The following is a 22059-nucleotide window of genomic DNA, read 5'->3' as shown; positions in this document are numbered from 1 at the left end:
CTTCTGGCCGGCGTCGAGGTGGGCCTGGGCGAGGGCGCGGGTGCCGGGCCAGATCCGCTCGGCCATGTACTCGTGCACAGGGGCCGGGCTCAGCCCGCCGGGTCCGTGTACAGGGCGCGCCGTTCCTCCTCGGTCAGGCCGCCCCACACGCCGTAGGGCTCCCGGACGGTCAGCGCGTGCCGTCGGCACTCGACCCGTACCGGGCACGGTCCGCAGACCTGCCGGGCCGCCTCCTCGCGAGCCGCCCGTTCCCCGGCGCTCTCGCAGGGGGACGGGAAGAAGCCGGCGGTGTCGAGGTCACGGCAGGCGGCGCCGTCCCGCCACGTCAGGTGAACCTCGGCTCCGCCCAGCAGTGGCGACGCGTGTGCCATCAGTCGACTCCTCTCACACGGGGACCGGTTTTCCCCTGCACCTCAGTCCCTCGTCTGGCCCAACCGCGGGGTTCGAAACGTCCGGTTCGGTTGCGGTGCCGGGTCCGCGGGGTGGCGGGCGGGCGGGTCGGGGCGGGGGACGCCGATGCCTGGCGTCCGGACGGGGCGGGGCGGGCGGGACGGCGGTGTCGCGGGCCCTGCGCGGAGGGGCGGTCGAGGAAGAGCTCCTCGTACCGGCCGAGTGCCAGGAGCAGGCACAGCATCAGGGCGGGCATCGACACCGCGGCTATCGCCATCAAGGGGGCGCCGGGGCCGTGCATCACGGTGCCGGACGGTCGGGGCGGCGGGCCGGGGGCGGTGCGTCCCCCGGGTCCGGGTCGCCGGGCGCCGGCCCCCGCGCCCGGGGGCACGAGCCCGCCCGGCCGAGGTCCCGCTCCGTCGGATTCCACGCCGTACGACTACTGGAAGCGCGTGTGGAGGACATTGACCGCTCCTGCCCGCATCGGCCATCCCCATGCGGCCCGGCGCACCGGGCCGACGGCTGCCCGGGCGGCGGATCACACGCGGCCCGCAGCCGCTTCTCGTACCAGGCCACCCGATCCGCCCGAGCGCACCCCGCTCCTGCCACGCGGACGCGGGCACGCCGCCCCGCACCGGTATCCGGCCTCCGGCGGGGTCCGTTGTCGGTGCGGTTGCCTAGGGTGGCGGGATGGAGAAGATCGAGGTCGTCGTCGAGCACGGCGCGTGGCGGGCCGGGTTCGTGGAGCGGGTGCTGGACGCCTACCGGGGCGTGGGCTGTTCGCCGGCGTCGGCGCGGGCGTTGCTGGAGCAGCGGCTGGAGGGGAGCGAGGGCTGGACGCTGGCCACCGACGGCACCGGCTGGATAGCGGTGGAGGTCGCGCAGGACGACGGCACGACCGTGGGCCGGATACACGACATGACCGTGCCCGGCGGCCGCGCCTGGGCGGAGCGCTGGTGTGCGGAGCGGGGCGCGCAGCGGGTGCACGTCCGCCTCACCGGAGGGCCCGGGGAGTTCGCCGACTACCCCGTGCGGGGCCAGAACCGCATCCGCGCGGTGGCCGGGGAGCCCGAGCTGCCGGCGGGCCTGACGGTCCGCCGGCTCACGGAGACGGAGTACCCCGTCTGGTACGCGGCCGAGGAGGCGGCGTACGTCGCGGACATCGTCCGGTCGGGCGCGCTGACCCCGGCCCAGGCGCAGGCGAAGTCCGACCGGGACTTCGCCCGGTACCTGCCGCAGGGGTACCGGACGCCCGGGCACGCCTTCTACGCCATGGAGGCCGAGGGCGAGGTGATAGGCACCGGATGGGTCAACCACGGCTTCCTGCCGGGCGTGACCTTCGGCTTCTCCCTCCAGGTGCACGAGCAGCACCGCGGCAGGGGCTACGGCCGGGCGGCGATGTCCGTCGGCGCCTGGGCCGCCCGGCAGGGCGGCGACGACGCCCTGATGTTCAACGTCTTCGGCGGCAACGACATCGCGATGGGCCTGTACGACAGCACCGGCTTCGCCGTCCTGGACGAGTACCGGTCGATCGACCTCTGAGGCCGGGCGTCGGCGCGTCAGGGGCCGACCGGCAGCCGGCGGCCGTTCGTCAGGCGCAGCAGTTCGTCGGCGGTGGTGGGGAAGAGGGTGCGGGGGGTACCGCCGGCGGCCCAGAGCCGGGGGTAGTCGCTCAGGGCCGCGTCGACGACGGTGGGCAGGGGGCGGGGGTGGCCGACGGGGGCGACGCCGCCGATCGCCTGCCCGGTGGCCTCCCGGACCTGGTCCGCGGTGGCGCGCCGCAGCGGGCCGCGGCCCCAGCGGGCGGCCAGCGCCGTGGTGTCGACCTGGTGCCGGCCGCTGGTCATCACCAGCACGGGCTCGTCGTCCGAGATGAAGACCAGGCTGTTGGCGATGGCGCCGACCTCGCAGCCGAGCGCCGCGGCGGCCTCCGCGGCGGTGCGGGTGGACTCCGTCAACTCGCGTACCGTGCCGCTCACCCCGGCCTCGGCGAGGATCCGCGCCACCTCCTGGCTGCGGACGGGCAGGGCGGCGTGGTCCTGGGGTGACATGGGGGCTCCTTCACGCGGGCCGTCGTACGGGCCGGGCCCCCGCGCGGAGCGTTCCGCGTGGGGCCCGGCCCCGGTGTCCCGCCATCATGCCCTCCCGGGTCCGCGTCCCCGCCCCGATTTCGCGCCCGTACCACCAGCCTTGACGGGCGGCGCGGCGTTGGCCGGATCGGTCCCGGGAGACACACGGGCACCACACGTGTCTGCTTGGATGCGGGCAGGAGCACTGCCGAAGTGCTCGCTCCGGATACAGAGAGGTCATCGATGTCAGCGACAGCGGATCAGGCGGAGCCGAACCTGGCCGTCCGGCTCGGATTCCAGCCCGACCAGATCGTCCAGGAGATCGGCTACGACGAGGACGCCGACCAGGAGCTCCGGGAGGCGATCGAGGCGGCGACCGGCACGGAGCTGGTCGACGAGGAGTACGACGACGTCTCCGACGCCGTGGTCCTGTGGTTCCGCGAGGACGACGGCGACCTCACCGACGCGCTGGTCGACGCCCTCGCGTACATGGAGGACGGCGGCTCGATCCTGCTGCTCACCCCCAAGGCCGGCCGGGACGGCTATGTCGAGCCCAGCGAGATCGGCGAGGCCTCGACCACGGCCGGCCTGTCCGCCACCAGGTCGGTCAACGCCGGCAAGGACTGGATCGGCAGCCGCCTGGTCACCCCCAAGGGCGCGGCGAAGCGGCGTTAGGGCCTGTCTTCCGGACCATGCCGGGCCCGAGGCGCCTGGCACCGCGCCTCGCGGCGTTCTCGTCAGTCGCCGATGTCCCCCAGCTACCGCTGGGAGGTGCCCCCACCGCAGTGGCTCCCTCCTCGGCCTTGCGATGCACGGCACCAGACGCCTCGGGCTGATCCGACCTGACCCGAAAGACAGGCCCTAGGGCCTGCGGATCCGTCAGTCCACGGCGGCGTCGAGGAGGATCTGTGCCAGCTCGCGCGGCTGGGAGAACATCGGCCAGTGCCCGGTGTCCATCCTGACGAGCCGCCAGTGCCCGCCGTGCACCAGCTCCGCCACGACTGCGTCGGGCTCGGCGTCCTCGGGCTCGGTCCCGGCGGGGGCGCACAGGACGTACGTCGCCGGAAGGTCGCTGAGCGGCCCCGCCAGCACGGCGGGTTCGGTCAGCGTGGCGCCCGGGTGCGGCGTCGAGCCGCGGACGAGGCGGGCGATCTGCTCGTCGGTGAGCCCCTCGCCGTCGTAGTGGGAAGCGGGCGCGGGCGGCCAGAACCCTCCGTTCTCGGCGATCGACGCCTTGACCGCCGCTCCGCCGTCCGGCCAGGCGGACAGGAACGACCGGCCGTCGGTGGGCACGTCGGAGTCCACGAACACCGCTCGGGCCAGCCGGTCCCCGATCCGCTCCGCGGCCTGACCGGCCGGGATGCCGGAGTAGCTGTGACCCACCAGGACGACGTCACGCAGGTCCCGGCGCTCCACCTCGTCGACGATGTCCTGGACGTGCGTCGCCTGCCCCGCCGGGACACCCCGCTTGTCGGCGAGACCGGAGAGGGTCAAGGGGTGGACGCCGTGGCCGGCCGCGCGCAGGCACGGCGCCACCTCGTCCCACGCCCACGCCCCGAGCCGGGCACCTGCGACCAGTACGAAATTCACCATGCACGTACCGTAACCGAACGCCCTGACGCCCCTGGCAGATGCTTCCGACGTACGTCCCGGGGCCGGGCCCCGCCCCGCGGCGCTCCTGCTACGAAGAGGTGCCGCCGGCACGGAGCGGCCGGAGATCCGGTGCGGGGTCACCCGGACGATCAGCCGGCGTCCTGCGTTCCTCACGTGCTTGGTCGCACGTCACCGTGGCGTGTGCCTAGTTCTTCCCGGGCTCGGTGACGGGAAGGGTCAGGGAGGAATCCGTGTGGAGGGTGAGGCGCACCGGGACGGCGGTGGTCGCGTCCAGGGGCGACCGGCCCGTTCCCGGGTTTCGGGCGAAGCGCGGGTGCGCGCCGGCGCTGATCTGCCACCGGATGCGGTGGCCGACGGCGAAGCGGTGGGCGGCCTGGCCCATGGGCACCTCGACCGGAGACGGCTGCTCCCCCGGCACCCGGCCGAGTCCGTCGCAGATGTTGACGGAGCGGCCGCGGGGATCCACGTCGCACAGCCGGGTGAAGACGTCGGCGTGGCCGCCGTCCGTCGCGAGGGTCAGCCGGGCCGAGACCGGGCCGGTGATGTCCAGCGGCTCGGCCAGGGGCGGGCCGGTGAAGACCAGGACGTCGTCGCGGGCTTCCAGCGCGGTGTTGTCGCGCGGGCCGGCGGTACGGGAGAGCAGCGGCCCGCCGAGCGAGGGGGTGGGGTCGGCGGGATCGTAGACGATGCCGGCCAACGGGGCGCGGTCCGTGGGCGGTTCGGTGAGCAGGGCGGCACCCGGAGCGGCGTACCAGGACGTGGCGGCCGAGGCCGGCGGCCACTGGGGCAGGTCGTGCCAGGCGTCCGCGCCGCCCCGGTGCACGCGTACGGCGGTGGGGCGCAGGCCGGTCCGGTCGTCGCAGAGGTGGGCGCGGAGCCAGGCGAGGGTGTCGGCGAACACCTCGGGCCAGCCCTGCTGGAGGGCGGAGGTGTGGGTCCAGGGGCCGACGAGCAGGCCGGCTTCGCAGCCGGCCGCCCGCAGTCGCCGGTACTGCTCGAAGGTCTGGTCGGCCAGGACGTCGTGCCAGCCGCCGACCAGGGCGGTGGGGATGCGGAGGCGGTCCGCGGCCGTGGCGACCGAGGCGCCGCGCCAGTAGTCGTCGGTGGCGTCCGGGTGGCTCAGTACCTCGTCCAGCCAGGGGACTTCGCAGCCGAAGGCGGTGGCGCAGGCCGCCCGCAGCGGCTGTGCCATGCCGAGGGCGCCCATCCGGCGCTGCAGGCGGAGGGTGGCCTTGAGGAAGGGCATCAGGCCCTGGTGCTGGAAGGTCAGGCCCGCCCCGATGGCCAGGGCGTTCTCCAGGAGCACGGCTCCGTCGGAGTGGAAGAGCGCCCGGGGGTCGTGCAGCCCCACCTGCACCACCATGGCCTTCAGTTCCGGCGGCGGGTCGAGGGCGAGGGCCCACTGGACGTAGCCGAGGTAGCTGGGGCCCACGGTTCCCAAGGTGCCGTCGAACCACGGCTGTTCGCGCAGCCAGGCGACGGTGGCCCGGCCGTCGGCGGCTTCGTTGGCCCACAGGTGGAACTCGCCGCCCGAGCCGCCGGTGCCGCGGCAGCTCTGCAGGACCACGTGGAAGCCCTGCTCGGCGAAGAGCAGGCCGTACATGGCGGACCAGGGCAGGCCCCGCCCGTACGGGGAGCGGACCAGCAGGGTCGGGAAGTCGCCCTCGGCGCGGGGGAAGTAGTGGTCGGTGAGGAGTTCACTGCCGTCGGCGGCGGGTACCGCAAGTCCGGGCTCCCATCCGACCGGGTGCCGGGCGGCCGGCAGCCCGCGCCAGGTGGCCCGCATCAGCCGGGCGGACAGCGGCGGCCTGCCGCTCGGCCGTGCCCAGGTCGTACCCGCTGCGGTGCCGGCGCGGGTGACCGTCGTGCGTGCTGCTGCCATGGCCGTCTCTCCCCGAATTCGTTCTCGTACGTTGTACTAGAATAGATCATGCTTGGATGGCCGGCGCAACCGGCGGTCCAGCGAACCGCCAGCACGAGGGAGAGAACATGCCCGACGAGGCACAGCCCAAGGCCGCCGGCCTCGACCCCGAACAGCTGTGGCTGCGCTCGGACGAGCCCCGCCGGGGACGCCGCCCGTCCTTCAGCCGGGAGGCCATCACCGCCGCGGCCGTCGCGGTGGCGGACGCCGAGGGGCTGGACGCGGTCACCATGCGGCGGGTGGCCGCCGAGGTCGGGGCCGGCGTCATGTCGCTCTACAGCTACGCACCCGACAAGGACACGCTGCTGGAGCTGATGGTCGACCACATCACCGCCGAGCTGGCGGCCACCGACCCGCCGACCGGCGACTGGCGGGCCGACCTCAAGGCCCTCGCCCACCTCCAGCGGGCGCACATGCTGCGCCACCCCTGGCTGCCGGCGGCCCTGGCGACCCGCCGGTCGCCGGGACCCCACACCCTGGCCGTCCTCGAGCACGCCCTGGCGGTCCTCCGGCCCAGCGGCCTGGCCGGCGGCGCGAAGATCGAGGTCTTCGCCCAGCTGACCGCCTTCGTCGCCGGCCACACCGGCTACGAGATCGCACAGGCGCGTACGGCCGAGGCGCCCGGCCGCGCCGAGGCCGAGGCCCGCTACCTCCTCGCGGTGGCCTCCGACGGCCGGCACCCCGAACTCCTCGAAGCCCTCACCACCGCCGGGCCCTCGCCCACCACGCCCGAGGCCACCTTCACCCGCTTCCTGGGCCGCCTGATCGACGGCCTGGACACCGCCGGCTGAGGCGCCGCGGCACCCCCCGACGGCCCGCCGCACCACGCAGACGTGGCGCGGCGGGCCGTCGCGCCGTCCCGACAGATAGCGAACGCACCGGGCCCCCGTACCGCTGAGCGGACGCCATTGCCCGAAGGCGGGCGGGCCGTCGGGCCGGGCTCCGTCCCGCCGCAGCGGGCATGGCGGGACGGAGCGGTCTGAGCTTCAGTAGAGCCGTGCGGTGTTTTTTCGTCAACACTTTTCACAAGGATTGAAGAAACCCCAAGTTCACAGGCCATGCGCACAGTTGACACACCATTTGATCTTCAGTTTGTGAACGCGCGAACCCTTGACGGCCTGCGCGGGGCCCAGTTCACTCACGCTTCAATCCCCACGGATCGACAGCGTCAGGAGTCGCCCCGCATGCCCCTCCTCACCGATCACCCCCCTCGCCCGGCCCGCCGCCGGACGCGTCCGCCGCGGCTGAGCGTCGCCGCGCTGGCGGCCGCACTGGTCGCCGCCTTCCTCGTGCTCCTGCCGAGCACCGCGGCCACCGCCGCGCCCACGCTCCTGTCCCAGGGCAAGAACGCCACCGCCTCCTCCGTCGAGGGCGCCGGCACGCCCGCCTCCGCGGCCGTGGACGGCGACAACGGCACCCGCTGGTCCAGCCAGTTCGCCGACCCGCAGTGGATACAGGTCGACCTCGGCGCCCCCGCCCAGCTGAGCCAGGTCGTGCTGCGCTGGGAGACCGCCGCCGCCAAGGCGTACCGGATCGAGCTGTCCACCGACGGCACGAACTGGTCGACGGCCTACTCCACGGCCACCTCCACCGGCGGCGTCCAGACCCTCGACGTCTCCGGCACCGCCCGCTACGTCCGCGTGTACGGCACCCAGCGCACCACCGGATACGGCTACTCCCTCTGGGAGTTCCAGGTCTACGGCACCACCGGCGGCACGCAGCCGCTGCCCGGCGGCGGTGACCTCGGCCCCAACGTCATCGTCTTCGACCCCTCGACGCCCGGCATCCAGGCCAAGCTGGACCAGGTCTTCGCCCAGCAGGAGTCGGCGCAGTTCGGCTCCGGGCGCTACCAGTTCCTCTTCAAGCCCGGCACGTACAACGGCCTCAACGCCCAAATCGGCTTCTACACCTCGATCTCCGGCCTCGGCCTGAGCCCCGACGACACCACCATCAACGGCGACGTGACCGTGGACGCCGGCTGGTTCGGCGGCAACGCCACCCAGAACTTCTGGCGTTCGGCCGAGAACCTGGCGCTCAACCCCGTCAACGGCACCGACCGCTGGGCCGTCTCACAGGCCGCGCCGTTCCGCCGGATGCACGTCAAGGGCGGCCTCAACCTCGCGCCCTCCGGGTACGGCTGGTCCTCCGGCGGCTACATCGCCGACTCCAAGATCGACGGCCAGGTCGGCAACTACTCGCAGCAGCAGTGGTACACCCGCGAGAGCTCCATCGGCGGCTGGTCCAACGGCGTCTGGAACCAGGTCTTCTCGGGTACGGTCGGCGCGCCCGCGCAGAGCTTCCCCGAGCCGCGCTACACCACCCTCGACACCACCCCGGTCTCCCGTGAGAAGCCCTTCCTCTACCTGGACGGCTCCGAGTACAAGGTGTTCGTCCCCGCCAAGCGCGTGAACGCGCGCGGCACCTCCTGGGGCAACGGCACCCCGCAGGGCACCTCCATCCCGCTGAGCAAGTTCTACGTGGCCAAACCGGGCACCAGCGCCGCCACCATGAACCAGGCACTGGCCCAGGGGCTGCACCTGCTCCTGACCCCGGGCGTCTACCACGTCGAGGCACCCGTCCAGGTCAACCGCGCCGACACCGTCGTCCTGGGCCTCGGCCTCGCGACCATCGTCCCGGACAACGGCGTGACCGCGATGAAGGTCGGCGACGTGGACGGCGTCAAGCTCGCCGGTTTCCTGATCGACGCGGGCCCGGTCAACTCCCCCTCCCTGCTGGAGGTCGGCCCGGCCGGCACCACCACCGACCACGGCGCCAACCCGACCACCGTGCAGGACGTGTTCATCCGCGTCGGCGGCGCCGGCGCGGGCAAGGCCACGGTCGGCATGGTGATCAACAACGACGACACGATCGTCGACCACACCTGGATCTGGCGCGCCGACCACGGCGACGGGGTGGGCTGGGAGACCAACCGCTCCGACTACGGCTTCCGCGTCAACGGCGCCGACGTGCTGGCCACCGGGCTCTTCGTCGAACACTTCAACAAGTACGACGTGGAGTGGCGGGGCGACCGCGGCCGGACCATCTTCTTCCAGAACGAGAAGTCCTACGACGCCCCCAACCAGGCCGCCGTGCAGAACGGTTCGGTCAAGGGCTTCGCCGCCTACAAGGTCGCCGACTCGGTCACCACCCACGAGGGCTGGGGCCTGGGCAGCTACTGCTACTACAACGTCGACCCGACGATCCGTCAGGACCACGGCTTCGAGGTCCCGGTGAAGCCGGGCGTGAAGTTCCACGACCTCCTGGTCGTCTCGCTGGGCGGCAACGGCCAGTACGAGCACGTGGTCAACGACACGGGGGCGCCGACCTCCGGCACCTCGACCACCCCCTCCACCGTCGTCTCCTTCCCCTGATCCACCCCTGACCCCCGGTGCGCGGGGCGGCCTCCGGTCGCCCCGCGTTTTCCGGGCCACCTGAGAGAGCGCTCTCCCAACCTCTCTCCCGTCCTTCCCCCCACCTCCGAAGAGGAGCTGAACCGTGCATCTGCGACCGCGGACCCTGTCCGCCCTCGTGATATCGACCGCGCTGGCCGCCACCGTCGCGGCCGGCCTCGGCGCCGGCGCGCTGACCGCCAACGCCACGCCCGACTCCGGCGCCGTGCACATGTCCATGGACCACTCCCAGGTCGCCCCGCTGGCCACCGGGGACGACCCGGACGGCGACGGCTACATCCCGGCGGTACCGCAGGTAACCGGCGTCACGCCGTCCTGGAACAACCCGCCGGACCGCTACTTCCACGAGTTCCAGGCCAACTGCGCGGTGACCAGGACCGCGCCGGACGACCCGATCGTCTTCGCCGGCCGGCCGGGCGCCTCGCACAACCACACCTTCATGGGCAACACCACGACGGACGCCTTCAGCACCACCGCCTCGCTCAGCGGCGGCGGCACCGCCTGCAACGCCGTGGGCGACCTGTCGGGCTACTGGATGCCGACCCTCTACAACGGCGACACCCCGGTGCTGCCGACCGGGCCGCAGGTCATCTACTACAAGACCGGCGTGACCGACTACAAGAGCGTCCGCCCCTTCCCCAAGGGCCTGCGGTTCCTCGTCGGCAGCCCGAGCCAGAGCGCCGCGGAGTTCCGCGCCCACCGCGGCTGGGTCGAGGGCTGGGAGTGCGGTGACAGCTTCAAGAACGTCGAGTTCCCCGCCAACTGCCCGGCCGGCACCCAGCTGAACATCCGTATGCAGGCGCCCAGTTGCTGGGACGGCAAGTACCTGGACACGCCCGACCACAAGTCACACATGGCGTACCCGGTCGTGAAGCCCGGCAACAACGACAACGTCTGTCCCGCCGACCACCCGGTCGCCGTCCCGATGGTCGAGTTCAAGATGGCCTTCCCGGTGAGCGGGGACATGTCGAAGGTCCGGCTCTCCAGCGGCGCCGGCCACACCTTCCACTACGACTTCTTCAACGCCTGGGACGACCGGACGCTGAACGCCATGGTCGAGCACTGCATCAAGGGCGGCCTGCAGTGCAACGCCCGCGGCTACGACGAGACGCACCCCGAGGCCGGCCCGGTACTCGGCCCGGACTACCGGCTCCCGTAACCCCCACGGCACACCCCCGTCCGCACCGACCCATCCTCCCGAGGAGGTTCCTGCATGCACACCCGCATGCGCAGTACCCTCACCGCCGCCGCCCTGCTCGCCGGCGCCGTCACGCTGATGCCCGCGGGCCCGGCCCAGGCCGCCGGCAGCGTGGTCAAGGTGACCGGTTCCCAGGGCAACTGGCAGCTGACCGTCAACGGCTCCCCCTACCTCGTCAAGGGCGTCACCTGGGGCCCCTCCCCCGCCGACGCCGCCCGACTGCTGCCCGACGTACGGTCGTTGGGCGCCAACACCATCCGCACCTGGGGCACCGACGGGACCAGCGCCCAGCTGTTCGACGCCGCGGCGGCGAACAGCATCAAGGTCGTGGCGGGCTTCTGGCTGCAGCCCGGCGGTGGCCCGGGCAGCGGCGGCTGCACCAACTACGTCACCGACACGACCTACAAGAACACCATGCTGGCCGAGTTCACCAAGTGGGTGCAGGCCTACCGCGACCACCCGGCCGTGCTGATGTGGAACGTGGGCAACGAGTCGGTGCTGGGACTCCAGAACTGCTACAGCGGCACCGAGTTGGAGAACCAGCGCAACGCGTACACCACCTTCGTGAACGACGTGGCCAGGGCCATCCACCGGATCGACGCCAACCACCCGGTCACCTCCACCGACGCCTGGGTGGGCGCCTGGACCTACTACAAGCGCAACTCCCCCGACCTCGACCTGTACGCCGTGAACTCCTACAAGGAGGTGTGCGGGGTCAAGCAGGCCTGGCAGCAGGGCGGTTACACCAAGCCGTACATCGTCACGGAGACCGGGCCGGCGGGTGAGTGGGAGGTCCCGAACGACGCGAACGGCGTCCCGCTCGAGCCCGGCGACCAGGCCAAGGCCGATGGCTACACCAACGCCTGGAACTGCATCACGGGCCATCCCGGGGTGGCGCTGGGCGCGACCGTCTTCCACTACGGCACCGAGTACGACTTCGGCGGCCACTGGTTCAACCTGACCCCGGCCGGCGAGCGCCGCAAGATGTACTACGCGGTCAAGCGCGCCTACGGGGGCAACACGGCCGGCGACAACCTGCCGCCGACCGTCTCGGTGCCCTCGGTCGCCGACCCGGGCGCCGTCCCGGCCGGCAAGGAGGTGACCATCCAGGCCCCCGCCACCGACCCCGAGGGCGACCAGCTCGCGTACGAGGTCCTGTGGGGCAGCAAGTACGTCGACGGCGGCAACGGACTGCTCTCCGTCCCGTCGGTGAACCTGGGCGGCGGCACGCTCAAGGCCACCGCCCCCTCCAAGACCGGCGTCTGGAAGCTCTACGTCAAGGTCAAGGACGGCCGCGGCAACGTGGGCGTCGAGCAGCGCTCGGTCCGGGTGGTCCCGCCGCCGGTCTCCGGGACGAACGTCGCCCTGAACCGGCCTACGACCGCCTCGACCTTCCAGAACGACGGCTACGGCGGCTGCCCGTGCGGCCCCCAACTCGCCACCGACGGCAACAACAGCACCCGGTGGGCCAGTAGTTGGGCCGACCCGCAGTGGCTCCAGGTCGACCTCGGGTCGGTGAAGCAGCTGCGGCACGTCCAGCTCGTCTGGGAGGCCGCCTACGGCAAGGCGTACACGGTCCAGGTCTCCGACGACGGCGCCACCTGGCGCACCGCCTTCACCGTGGCCAACGGTGACGGCGGCATCGACGACTTCGACATCGCCGCCTCGGGCCGGTACGTCCGCCTCGACATGACCCAACGCGGCACCGGCTACGGCTACTCGCTCTACCACTTCGGCGTCTACGCCTGATCCACCGGCCCTTGGGGCCCCGCACACCCCGCGCGCCGCCCGACCTGACCCGGGCGGCGCGCGGACGTGTGTACGGAGGCGGGTGCAGGACAACGTGTGTACGGAGGCGGGTGCGGGACGACAGGTGTACGCAGGCGGGTGCGGGCAGGGCCGCCGGCCGGGACAGCACTGCGCCCCGCCGGTCATCGACGCTGTTGGCAAAGTCAGCCCGATCTTGTGGCGAGCACGGGCTCGCCACAAGATCGTGAGGCTGCGAGGATGCGCTGTGTGGTTACCGATGCGGAGTGGGTGCGGATTCGGGGGAACCTGCGCTTTGGGCAGGTCTTGCGGGGCACTGTCGTGAAGGTGCCCAGACCTGGAGCGATCGGGATCTTCGTAGACATCGGATTGGGCGTCGGCGGTTTCGTCGACGTCCTGCTGTTGCCGGAACAGGCAGAACAGTGGCCCACCGAAGGCACCATCACTGACTTCGAGGTTTGGTGGGCAGACAGCCGTCAGCAGGTCCGGCTGAAGCCGTCCGATCGGCAGTACTTGCGGGAGGACTTCCCGGACTTCACTGCACGTGTCAGGCCCAGTTGGCCAGCCGACATCGGCCAGCCCGTTCGCAACAACGGGCCGGTCACTGCCGAGGAGCTTGCTTCGCTACTTGATCGGCAAGAGGGCCGCGAAGTGTGAAACGCGGGTTCGGGCTCGCGGCGTTTCAATGATGTGGGCGTTGATACGGGCGAGGTTGATCGCGGCGCCCGTGAGTTGGTGCTGAAGGCTGGTCTTCGCCAAGCCCCGGTAGCGGCCTCTGCGCAGGCCACAGCTGTGCACAGCTTGTGAAATGGTTCCTTCGATTCCGGCCCGGACCTTGTAGCGCTCTTTCCACTCTTCGGTCTGCTGGAGTGCGCGGGCCTGCTGGAGTTCGCGGTGTGCCTGCTGTGGCCGCAGTGTGATGGCCCGGCCCTTTTCCCTGAGATTCGGCACGCAGTCGCGCACGACAGGACACGGCCGACAGTCTCGTGCGGAGAACTGTGCACGGACGACGGGCAGGCCCTGTTGGGACCGGCCCTCCCGCCACCCGGTGTTGATGGTTCCGTTTGGGCAGGTCACACGCTTGCTATCCCAGTCCACGATGAAGGCGTCCTGGCCGTAGGAGCCCGCTCGTGCTTGTGCAGTGGTGACCGACTTGAGTGGTCCGTGCAGCGCGACACCGTGAGCACGGGCGTCCACCATGGCGCCGGCGTTGGCATAGCCTGTGTCGACCCAGTGTTCTGCCGGAAGCATGGACCGGCTGGCCAGGGCAGTGTGGATCACAGACGTCATGCGGTCGTCCGGGACGGTGGCCGCAGTAGTCACGATGTTCGTGATCAAGTTCGGTGCGTCCGGCTCGCAGGTCTCGGTGAAATGAACCTTGTAGCCGTTCCAGTGAAGATCCTTCTTGATGCTGCCGCGTGCCTCGGTGTCATAGGGGGTGCCCAGGCGCATCGCACCCCGTGGCCGGTCTATGGGGTCTCTGTTCCTCACCTCACCCTCTACCTGCTGGAAGCACTGGACCCAGACGTGCCGCAGCGTCTCCACCTGCTGCAATGTCCGCAGTTCTTCCGGCGCTTCGACAGACCAGACAGCCTGGAGTAGGCACATCCCGTCTCGGCCGACCCGCACTGCCGTCTCTTCCCGCTTGGCCCGGCTCTTGGGATAGCCGAACTCCGAAGCCGGAACCGAGTAGTGCCTGAACCAGTCCGGCTCCGCGATGCGGCCCAGCCACTTGGGAGCTGCCTGCGCCAGAGCGTTGAGCGCGGCACGCAGTGTCTCAGTCACCATCTCGAGCCAGGAGAGTTCGCGCGCGGCGGAAAGGACGTGGGTGGAGTCGGTCCTCGCCCGGCCCGCTGTCTTGAGGAGGCCTTTGTCCCGGGCGGCCACCAGGATGCCGTCCAGGATCCGCCTGGACTAACCGGTCCCTAAACTCCGACAGCACCGAATGGTCGAAGCCAGGGTCCTCCAGGCCCAGCCCGAGGGCGTACTTGAAGTCGATCCTGGCTCGCACCGCCTCCGCGGCCTGCCGGTCGGTCAAGCCCTCAACGAACTGCAGCACCAACACCAGCGCCTGCCTGCCCGGTGACCACGCCTGCCTGCCACGCGTCGGAAACAGGTCTGCGAACTCCTCGTCGCCGAACAGCGGCCCCAGCTCATCCCGGACTGTGATCGCGAGGCTCCCCTTCGGAAACGCCGCTCGCGCCACCCGCACCGTCTCCACCGGAATCTTCCCCGGCCCCATCGGCTGCATCGACACCGCACCCACCCCAAAACGCACGTCGGCCTTCACGACCCCAACCAGGTCGTGAAGGCCGACGTCACGCCACGCCTTGAATTCGCCAACAGCGTCGTCATCCGGCGGGGCGCAGGGGGCTGGGCGGTGGACCCGGCTACGGGCGGGTGTTGCGGTGGGCGGCGATGACCTCGGCGTAGTGGCGGCCGCTGGTCTTGATGGTGCGGGCCTGGGTCTCGTAGTCCACGTGCACCAGGCCGAACCGCTTGTCGTAGCCGTAGGCCCACTCGAAGTTGTCGAGCAGGGACCAGGCGTAGTAGCCGGCCAGCGGCGCGCCCCGGCGGGCGGCGCGGGCGCAGGCCGCCAGGTGGGCGGTCAGGTACGCGGTGCGCTCGGGGTCGTGCACGCTGCCGTCGGGGGCGACGGTGTCGGGGTAGGACGAGCCGTTCTCGGTGATGAGGATGCGCCGGGCGCCGTAGTCGTCGGCCAGCCGCATGATCAGGGTCTCCAGGCCGTCGGCGTCGACCTCCCAGTCCATGCCGGTGCGCGGGACGCCCGGCCGCTCGGTCATCCGGGCGTAGGGGGCCGGCCCGTGCGGATCGGCGGTGACGGTCTGCGGGAAGTAGTAGTTGAGCCCGATCCAGTCCAGCGGCGCCGCGATGGTCTCCAGGTCACCGGGCCGCTCCGGGAGTTCCACCCCGTACACCTCGCGCATGTCGGCCGGGAAGCCCCGGCCGTGCACCGGGTCGAGCCACCAGCGGTTGACGTGCCCGTCCATCCGGCGGGCCGCCGCGTGGTCGGAGGCGCCGTCGGTGGCGGGTACGACCGTGGAGAGGTTGTTGACGATGCCGATCTGCGCGCCGGGCGCGGCGGCCCGGACGGCCCGGGCGGCCAGGCCGTGGCCGAGGAGCAGGTGGTACGAGGCCTGCACGGCCGCGGTCAGGTCGGTCCAGCCGGGGGCCATCTTGCCCTCGAGGTGGCCGATCCAGGCGGAGCAGAGCGGTTCGTTGAGGGTCGCCCACTGGGTGACCCGGTCGCCGAGGCGCTGCGCGACGACCCCCGCGTACCCGGCGAAGTGTTCGGCGGTGGCGCGGGCCGGCCAGCCCCCGCGGTCCTGGAGTGCCTGCGGCAGGTCCCAGTGGTAGAGGGTGACGGACGGCTCGATGCCGGCGGCGAGCAGGCCGTCGACCAGCCGGTCGTAGAAGTCGAGGCCCTTGGCGTTGACGGGTCCGTCGCCGTCGGGCACGACCCGCGGCCAGGCGATCGAGAGCCGGTAGCCGTTGGTGCCCAACTCCCGCATCAGGCCGATGTCCTCGCGCCAGCGGTGGTAGTGGTCGCAGGCGAGGTCGCCGGTGTGGCCGCCGTCGACGGCGCCGGGGGTGCGGCTGAAGGTGTCCCAGATGGAGGGGCCCCGGCCGTCCTCGGCGACGGCGCCCTCGATCTGGTAGGCGGAGGTGGCGGTGCCCCAGACGAAGTCGCGCGGCAGCGCGGCCAGGTCGATGGCGTCGGGGTGGGTGCCGAAGCGGGTCTCGGAAAGGGTCATTTGACGGCTCCTGCCGTGAGTCCGGCCACCAGGTACCGCTGGAGCAGCAGGAATCCGGCGACGACGGGGATGCTGACGACGAGCGAGGCGGCCATGATCTGGTTCCAGTACACGTCGTTCTGCGTGGAGTAGCCGCGCAGGCCGACGGCGAGGGTCCGGGTGGCGTCGTTGGTCATGACGGAGGCGAAGAGGACCTCGCTCCAGGCCGTCATGAAGGCGTAGACCGCCACCGCCACGATGCCCGGCACGGCCGCGGGGATGACGACGCGGAAGAGCGCGCCCAGGGGTCCGCAGCCGTCGACCATGGCGGCCTCGTCGAGGTCCCGGGGGACCGAGTCGAAGTAGCCGATCAGCATCCAGATGGAGAAGGGGAGGGAGAAGGTGAGGTAGGTCAGGATCAGTCCGCCGCGGGACCCGTAGAGCGCGATGCCCGTGGTGTTGCCGATGTTCACGAAGATCAGGAACAGCGGCAGCAGGAAGAGGATCCCGGGGAACATCTGCGTGGAGAGCACCGTCACCGTGAACAGCCGCTTGCCGCGGAAGCGGTAGCGGCTGACCGCGTACGCGGCGAACACGGCGATCACCACGGAGCAGGCCGTGGCCGAGCCGGCCACGATCAGGGAGTTGGTGAAGTACTTGGCCAGCGGGATGGTGTGCCAGATGTCGACGTACGGCCGGACGGTGAGCCCGCTGGGTATCCAACGGAACTGCCCGGCCACGTCCTTGAGGGGTTTGAGGGAGCTGGCGGCCATCACGTAGACCGGCAGCGCGACGAATCCGGTGAGCAGGGTCAGGAAGACCGCCCGCACCACCCGGAACGAGGTCGGCGGGTCCAGCGGCGACCTCGGACGGGAGCGGGTGCGGGAGCCCGTCCGGGGCGCCGCGCGCACCAGGGTCCGGTCAGGCATCGGCGCCCCTCCGTCCGCGTGTGGTGACGATCAGGTAGACGCCGGTGACCAGGAGCAGGAAGAGCAGCAGCAGGACGGACATCGCCGATCCGGTGCCGAAGTTCCAGGTCACGAAGCTGGATTGGTAGATGTGGATGGAGATGAGGTCGGCCTCCTGGGGGGCGGACTTCCCGAAGAGCACGAAGGGGGTGTTGAAGTCGTTGAAGGTCCACAGGAACAGCACCAGGACCAGCACCTGGTTGACGGCGCCGACGGAGGGCAGGGTGATCCGGCGGATCTGCTGCCAGATCCCGGCCCCGTCGAGCGCGGCGGCCTCGTAGAGCTCCTTGGGGATGTTCTGCAGCGCCGCCATCACGATGAGGAAGGCGAAGGGCCAGCCCTTCCAGACGGACACGGTCAGCAGGGCCCAGAAGCTGTTGCCGCCCAGCAGCCAGAAGGTGTGCTCGGCGCCCCCGATGCCGAGCTGGTCGTGGATGACGTGGTTCACCAGGCCGTTGTCCCGCTGGAACATGAACGCCCAGGTGATGACGGCCGCGTAGCCGGGCAGGGCGTACGGGATCAGGAACAGGCCGCGCAGCAGGCCCCGGCCGCGGAAGGTCTCCTGCATGAACACGGCGGCCGCGGTGCCCAGGAACCAGCACAGGGCCACGGACAGGAGCGTGAAGGTGCAGGTGGTGAAGAAGGATTCGAGCAGGGCCTTGCCGACGGGCTGGTCGATGTCGACGGCGAGGCGGTAGTTGTCGAGGCCCGACCAGGGGGCGCTGGACCAGTCCCGGATGAAGAACTGGGTCAGCTGCCGGAAGCTCATCACGATGCCCATCACCATCGGCACCAGGTGGATGAGCAGTTCGAGGAGGAGGGCGGGCAGGAGCAGGAGGTAGGGCAGGGCGGTTCGGCGCAGGCGCCCGGTGCGGCGTACCCGGGCCGTGGTACGCCGCACCCGTCCCGCGGTGGCGGAGGTCATGTACGCCGGCTCACTTCTGCATCTGCTGCTGGGCCTTGGTGAGCTTCGCCTTGACCGATTCGGCGGTCACCGGGCGGCCGGCCGCGGCGTCGGCGAAGAGCTCCTTGACCGCTGTGCCGACGGCGGTCTCGAACTGCGACTCCTCGGGGACCTGCGGCAGCGGGGCCGCGCTGGTGGACAGGGTGGTGCGCAGGACGGTGAGGTCATCGCCGGCGAAGGCGGCGTCGGACTGGGCCGTCTTGACCGGCGGGACGGAGCCGTAGGTCTTGTTGAGGATCTTCTGCTCCTCGTCGCTGGTCATGAACTTCACGAACTTCAGCGAGCCGTCGATGTTGTCGGTGTTCTTGAAGACGGCCATGTTGATGCCGGCGACCATGGAGTTGGTGCTCGTGCCGGTGCCGGGGGCGCCGCTGGGGACCGGGACGGGTGCGACGCCCCAGTCGCCCTCCTTCATGCCGTGCGCCTTGAAGCTGCTGGCCGCGCTCTGCCACAGGACCATGGCGGTCTTGCCGTTGGCGAAGTCCTCGAGGGACTGGTTCTTGTCGTACTCGGCGTTGCCCGGGGCGATGATCTTGTCCTTCGCCATCAGATCCACGTACTGCTTGACGGCGTCGACGTTGCCGGGGGTGTCGAAGGTGGGCTTGCCGCTCGCGTCGAAGAAGGCGGCGCCGTGCTGCTGCGAGAAGACGAAGGCCTGGTGGATGTTGTTGGAGAGGTTCGAACCCTCGGCGCCCAGGGCCCACTTGCCGTCCTTGGACAGCTTCCGGCCGACGCTGACCATCTCGTCCCAGGTGGCCGGCGGCTTCTGGATGCCCGCCGCCTGGAACATCTTCTTGTTGTAGTAGAGCGCGTACGACATGGAGTAGAGCGGGACGGCGGCCGGGTCCTGGCCGGCCGCGCCGGCGGAGCCGATGGCCGAGTCGACGAAGCGGGCCCGGCCGCCGATCGCGTCGAAGTTCTTGGCGGTCCAGGGCAGCAGGGCGCCGGTGGCCTGGAGGGACGAGGACCAGGTGTTGCCGATGTTGAGGACGTCGGGCCCCTGGCCGGAGGCGGTCGCGGCGAGGATGCGGTTGAGCAGGTCCGACCACGGGACCACTTCGAGCTTGACCTTGATACCGGTCTGCTGCTCGAACTTCTTGAGTTCCGGGCCGAGGGTCGCCTGGTCGGCCGCGATGTCGGGGCCCTGGTTGGAGGCCCAGTAGGTGATCTCCTTGGGCGAGGCGTTGGAGCCCTCGCCGTTCGCGGAGCCGCCTCCGCAGGCGGTGGCGGCTGCGAGTACGGAGACGGTGGCGGCGGTGACGGCGACGGCTCGGGTTCTGCGCATGACGGCTCGTTCCCTTTCAGCAGGGTGGCGGAGAAAGGCGGTTGGGCGGCGCGTGCACCCGGCCCCAACCGGGTGTTCGGCGACCCCACTCGTTCCATGCCTTAATTTAGGACGTGAGTTAAGCCTCGTGAAAGGGTCGCGTCAAGGGGTCGCGCGGGGGTATGTTGCGATCGATACCAGGGCGGAAGGAGCCAGATGACCACGGGGCGCGGTGGACGTACGGTGCGGGACCTGCGACGGGGCAACCGCAGCGCCGTACTGCAGAGGCTGTACTTCGACGGGCCGATGAGCCGGCAGGAACTCGGCCCCGCCACCGGCCTCAGCTCCGGCTCCGTCAGCAACGTCGTCGCCGAACTCGTCGCGGACGGACTGCTCGAGGAGGCCGGCGTGGTCGACTCCGACGGCGGCCGGCCGCGCACGCTGCTGCGCGTCGCCCCCGGCAGCGCCCACATGATCGGCGTCGACGTCGGCGAAACCCGCGTCCGCGTCGAGCTGTTCGACCTGACCCTCACCGAACTCGCGCGCACCGAACTCCCGTTGCAGCCCCGCGGTTGCTACGACGTCGGCCCGATCGTCGACCACGTCCGCAGCGGCATCGCCACCGTGCTGGCACAGGCCGGGGTCGGGACGGAGCGGCTGCTCGGCGTCGGCATCGGCGTACCGGGCATCGTGGACCGCGACGCCGCCGGCGCGGCCGTGGTGCACGGCCAGACCATCGGCTGGGACGCCGTACCGCTGGAGGCCCTGCTGCGCGCCACCGGAGCCGTCCCGCCCGAGGTCCCGTACATCATCGACAACGGCGCCCGCACCCTCGGACAGGCCGAGATGTGGTTCGGTGCCGGCCGCGGCGCCCGGGACGCGGTGGTCGTGCTCTTCGGCTCCGGCGTCGGCGCGAGCCTGATCACCGACGGCTCCCCGGACGGCGCCGCCACCGAGGGAGTCCCCCTGGAATGGGGCCACTTGACCGTCCAGGTCAAGGGCCGCCGGTGCCGGTGCGGCGCGCTGGGCTGCCTGGAGGCCTACACCGGCGCCGAGTCCCTGCTCGCCCGCTGGGCCGAGCGCGGCGGCGGGGCGGACGCCGGGGACGAGGAGGAGGCCCTGGCCGCGCTGCTGGCGGCGGCCGGCCGCGGGGACCCGGTGGCCGGCGAGGTCCTGGAGGAGACCGCGGAGTACCTGGGCGCGGGCCTGTCCGACCTGATCAACCTCTTCAGACCGGAGCGGATCCTGATCGGCGGCTGGGCCGGTCTGATGCTCGGCCCGCACATCCTCCCCGCCGTCCGGGACCACGCCCGGCGCTACGCGCTGCGCCACCCGGCCGCCCGGGTCACCGTCGACATGGGCTCGCTGGGCCCCGACGCCGTCACGGTCGGCGCGGCCACCCTCCCGCTGGCCGCCTTCTTCACCACCGGCGGCCGCCGGAGCACCCCGGAGACCCCGCCGGAGGCCCCGGGCTGGCGGACCTCCCTCGGCACCCGGGCCGAACCGCCCGCCGCCCGCCGCCGCTGACCGGGACGGTCCGTACCGGGCCGTCCCACGGCGGCGGTTCGCCGGGCTCAGGACATCGGCCGGCTGTCAGTGCCCCCTCCTATGCTCGGGCCATGAAGATCACTCAGCAGACCCTCGCGGAGGCCTGGGAGCGGACGGCCGCCGGGCACGTCCTGCTCCAGGAGGCCGGGCTGCCGCCCCTGGCCCACTCGGAAGACGAGCTGGAGGAGTGCGCCGAGCAGGCCGAGGACATAGCGGACGGCGGCCTGTGCCTGCTGCTCGACGAGGACGGCACGGTGCGCGGCCACCACTGCCCCTACCGCGAGGTCTTCGCGACCCGGGACCTGGACCTGGCGCTCTACCTGGTCGCCGAGGCCGCCCTGACCCGGCTCGGCAGCCCCGAGGAGACCGCGCTCGCGCTGGACCGGATCGATCCGCTCTGGGGCCGCCGGTTCCGCGGCGGCGGCCTGGACGACCCGGGGACGGTCGAGCCCTGCGGCCAGGACCCGCTGGACGGACTCGCCTGGGTCGCCGACTCCTGGCGCAACCAGGACCCGTACACCGAGCTCGTCTTCCACCGCGCGGCGCCCGGGCGGAGCGTCGACCCCGAGCGGCTGGCCCTGCTCGCCGGCGCCGACCCCGCGCAGCTGGCGGCCGGTACCCGCCTGAAGGACCTCGACGGCAGCGACCGGCAGTGGGACAGCTGCTGTTTCGGGCAGGCGGGCGAGTGGACCTTCTTCCTGTACCACGAGACGCCGCCGGGGGCCTTCGCCGACAAGGAGGCGTACGCCGCGCTCGGCATCGAGGAGACCGTCCGGCTGACGGCCACCTCCGCGAAGGCCATCTACACCTTCGACCACCTGCGGGACGGCCGACGGGTCGACGACGACTGGGGCCTGCTGGAGCTGATCTGGTACGACCGCGGCCGGGCGCCCTATCTGCGCGGCGGCGAACTGGACTTCCTCAACCGGGCGGTGCGCCGCGCCGAGCTGGACCACCCGGAGCTGACCAACACCTTCGAGCTGTACTTCCACGCCCTGGAGCAGTCCCTCGGCCTGCGCCTGCCACGCCGCGACTTCGCGGAGGGGGAGGTACGGGCCGCGTTCTGGGCGTAGGCACAGCGGTGTGCGGGGAGCCGCTTGACGGGGTGTGGCAGGCTGGCGCGGAGGCAGGCCCGGGCCGGGGATGACCGCAGGTCACGGCGAAGCCGCTTGTCCCCGGGGTGGGCCTGCC

17 protein-coding genes and 1 pseudogene are annotated in these 22059 nt (G+C 71.6%); 9 read left to right on the top strand and 9 right to left on the bottom strand.

The annotated features are described in order from the left end of the window. Positions 1-89: 89 nt before the first annotated feature. On the bottom strand, positions 90-371 hold the full coding sequence (locus tag AB0O40_RS32810; RefSeq protein WP_365049152.1) for a WhiB family transcriptional regulator: 282 nt from the start codon (positions 369-371) through the stop codon (positions 90-92). Positions 372-1080: 709 nt separating this feature from the next. Between AB0O40_RS32810 and AB0O40_RS32805 the strand changes: the two genes are divergently transcribed. After that, positions 1081-1932 (top strand): GNAT family N-acetyltransferase, encoded by an 852-nt coding sequence (locus tag AB0O40_RS32805; protein WP_365049151.1) that lies wholly within the window; start codon positions 1081-1083, stop codon positions 1930-1932. Between the two features lie 17 nt (positions 1933-1949). Here the strand turns inward: AB0O40_RS32805 and AB0O40_RS32800 are convergent, their stop codons facing one another. Next, positions 1950-2441: a YbaK/EbsC family protein gene (locus AB0O40_RS32800; RefSeq protein ID WP_365049150.1), complete on the bottom strand. Its 492-nt coding sequence runs from the start codon at positions 2439-2441 to the stop codon at positions 1950-1952. A gap of 261 nt (positions 2442-2702) precedes the next feature. On the opposite strand from AB0O40_RS32800, the gene AB0O40_RS32795 reads away from it, so the two are divergent. Further along, complete coding sequence (locus AB0O40_RS32795; RefSeq protein ID WP_365049149.1) at positions 2703-3134, top strand: DUF3052 domain-containing protein; 432 nt, start codon at positions 2703-2705, stop codon at positions 3132-3134. Between the two features lie 204 nt (positions 3135-3338). Here AB0O40_RS32795 and AB0O40_RS32790 read toward each other — a convergent pair whose 3' ends face one another. Then, the gene (locus AB0O40_RS32790) at positions 3339-4052 is read right to left on the bottom strand and encodes an alpha/beta hydrolase (protein WP_365049148.1); all 714 of its coding nucleotides are present in this window, start codon (positions 4050-4052) and stop codon (positions 3339-3341) included. Between the two features lie 205 nt (positions 4053-4257). After that, positions 4258-5859, bottom strand: coding sequence for a CocE/NonD family hydrolase (locus AB0O40_RS32785; protein ID WP_365049153.1), 1602 nt, complete (start codon positions 5857-5859; stop codon positions 4258-4260). A 203-nt stretch (positions 5860-6062) separates the two neighbouring features. On the opposite strand from AB0O40_RS32785, the gene AB0O40_RS32780 reads away from it, so the two are divergent. The 5 genes from AB0O40_RS32780 (at position 6063) to AB0O40_RS32760 (ending at position 13026) form a co-directional block, all read left to right on the top strand. Next, a complete protein-coding gene (locus AB0O40_RS32780) occupies positions 6063-6785 on the top strand; it encodes a TetR/AcrR family transcriptional regulator (RefSeq protein WP_365049147.1) in 723 nt (240 codons plus the stop codon). 393 nt (positions 6786-7178) lie between these two features. Continuing rightward, positions 7179-9365, top strand: a complete 2187-nt coding sequence (locus AB0O40_RS32775) for a discoidin domain-containing protein (RefSeq protein ID WP_365049146.1) — start codon at positions 7179-7181, stop codon at positions 9363-9365. Between the two features lie 124 nt (positions 9366-9489). Continuing rightward, positions 9490-10563, top strand: a complete 1074-nt coding sequence (locus AB0O40_RS32770; protein ID WP_365049145.1) for a DUF1996 domain-containing protein — start codon at positions 9490-9492, stop codon at positions 10561-10563. 54 nt (positions 10564-10617) lie between these two features. Next, on the top strand, positions 10618-12351 hold the full coding sequence (locus AB0O40_RS32765) for a discoidin domain-containing protein (RefSeq protein WP_365049144.1): 1734 nt from the start codon (positions 10618-10620) through the stop codon (positions 12349-12351). Positions 12352-12618: 267 nt separating this feature from the next. Beyond that, positions 12619-13026, top strand: a complete 408-nt coding sequence (locus AB0O40_RS32760; protein ID WP_365049143.1) for a hypothetical protein — start codon at positions 12619-12621, stop codon at positions 13024-13026. Here the strand turns inward: AB0O40_RS32760 and AB0O40_RS32755 are convergent. From AB0O40_RS32755 to AB0O40_RS32735, 5 genes and pseudogenes are all read right to left on the bottom strand, one after another. Beyond that, positions 12994-14626 (bottom strand): annotated as a pseudogene (locus AB0O40_RS32755) (IS1182 family transposase). The gene AB0O40_RS32760 and the pseudogene AB0O40_RS32755 overlap by 33 nt on opposite strands. Positions 14627-14759: 133 nt before the next feature. Next, positions 14760-16145, bottom strand: coding sequence for a GH1 family beta-glucosidase (locus tag AB0O40_RS32750; protein ID WP_365049142.1), 1386 nt, complete (start codon positions 16143-16145; stop codon positions 14760-14762). Continuing rightward, on the bottom strand, positions 16142-17053 hold the full coding sequence (locus tag AB0O40_RS32745; protein ID WP_365049141.1) for a carbohydrate ABC transporter permease: 912 nt from the start codon (positions 17051-17053) through the stop codon (positions 16142-16144). The genes AB0O40_RS32750 and AB0O40_RS32745 overlap by 4 nt, the downstream gene beginning before the upstream one ends. Continuing rightward, complete coding sequence (locus AB0O40_RS32740) at positions 17046-18017, bottom strand: sugar ABC transporter permease (RefSeq protein ID WP_365049140.1); 972 nt, start codon at positions 18015-18017, stop codon at positions 17046-17048. Before AB0O40_RS32740 ends, AB0O40_RS32745 begins: the two co-directional genes overlap by 8 nt. Before the next feature lie 10 nt (positions 18018-18027). Then, entirely contained in the window at positions 18028-19341 is a 1314-nt protein-coding gene (locus AB0O40_RS32735; protein WP_365049139.1) for a sugar ABC transporter substrate-binding protein, read from the bottom strand. A gap of 195 nt (positions 19342-19536) precedes the next feature. Between AB0O40_RS32735 and AB0O40_RS32730 the strand changes: the two genes are divergently transcribed. Together AB0O40_RS32730 and AB0O40_RS32725 are read left to right on the top strand one after the other, a co-directional pair. Beyond that, a complete protein-coding gene (locus AB0O40_RS32730; protein ID WP_365049138.1) occupies positions 19537-20847 on the top strand; it encodes an ROK family transcriptional regulator in 1311 nt (436 codons plus the stop codon). Positions 20848-20939: 92 nt separating this feature from the next. Then, complete coding sequence (locus tag AB0O40_RS32725) at positions 20940-21941, top strand: hypothetical protein (protein ID WP_365049137.1); 1002 nt, start codon at positions 20940-20942, stop codon at positions 21939-21941. The last annotated feature ends 118 nt before the right edge of the window (positions 21942-22059 follow it).

This window comes from Streptomyces sp. NPDC089919 (genome assembly GCF_040684615.1).
Classification (GTDB): Bacteria; Actinomycetota; Actinomycetes; order Streptomycetales; family Streptomycetaceae; genus Streptomyces.
This window is presented reverse-complemented; position numbering and strand designations above follow the sequence as displayed.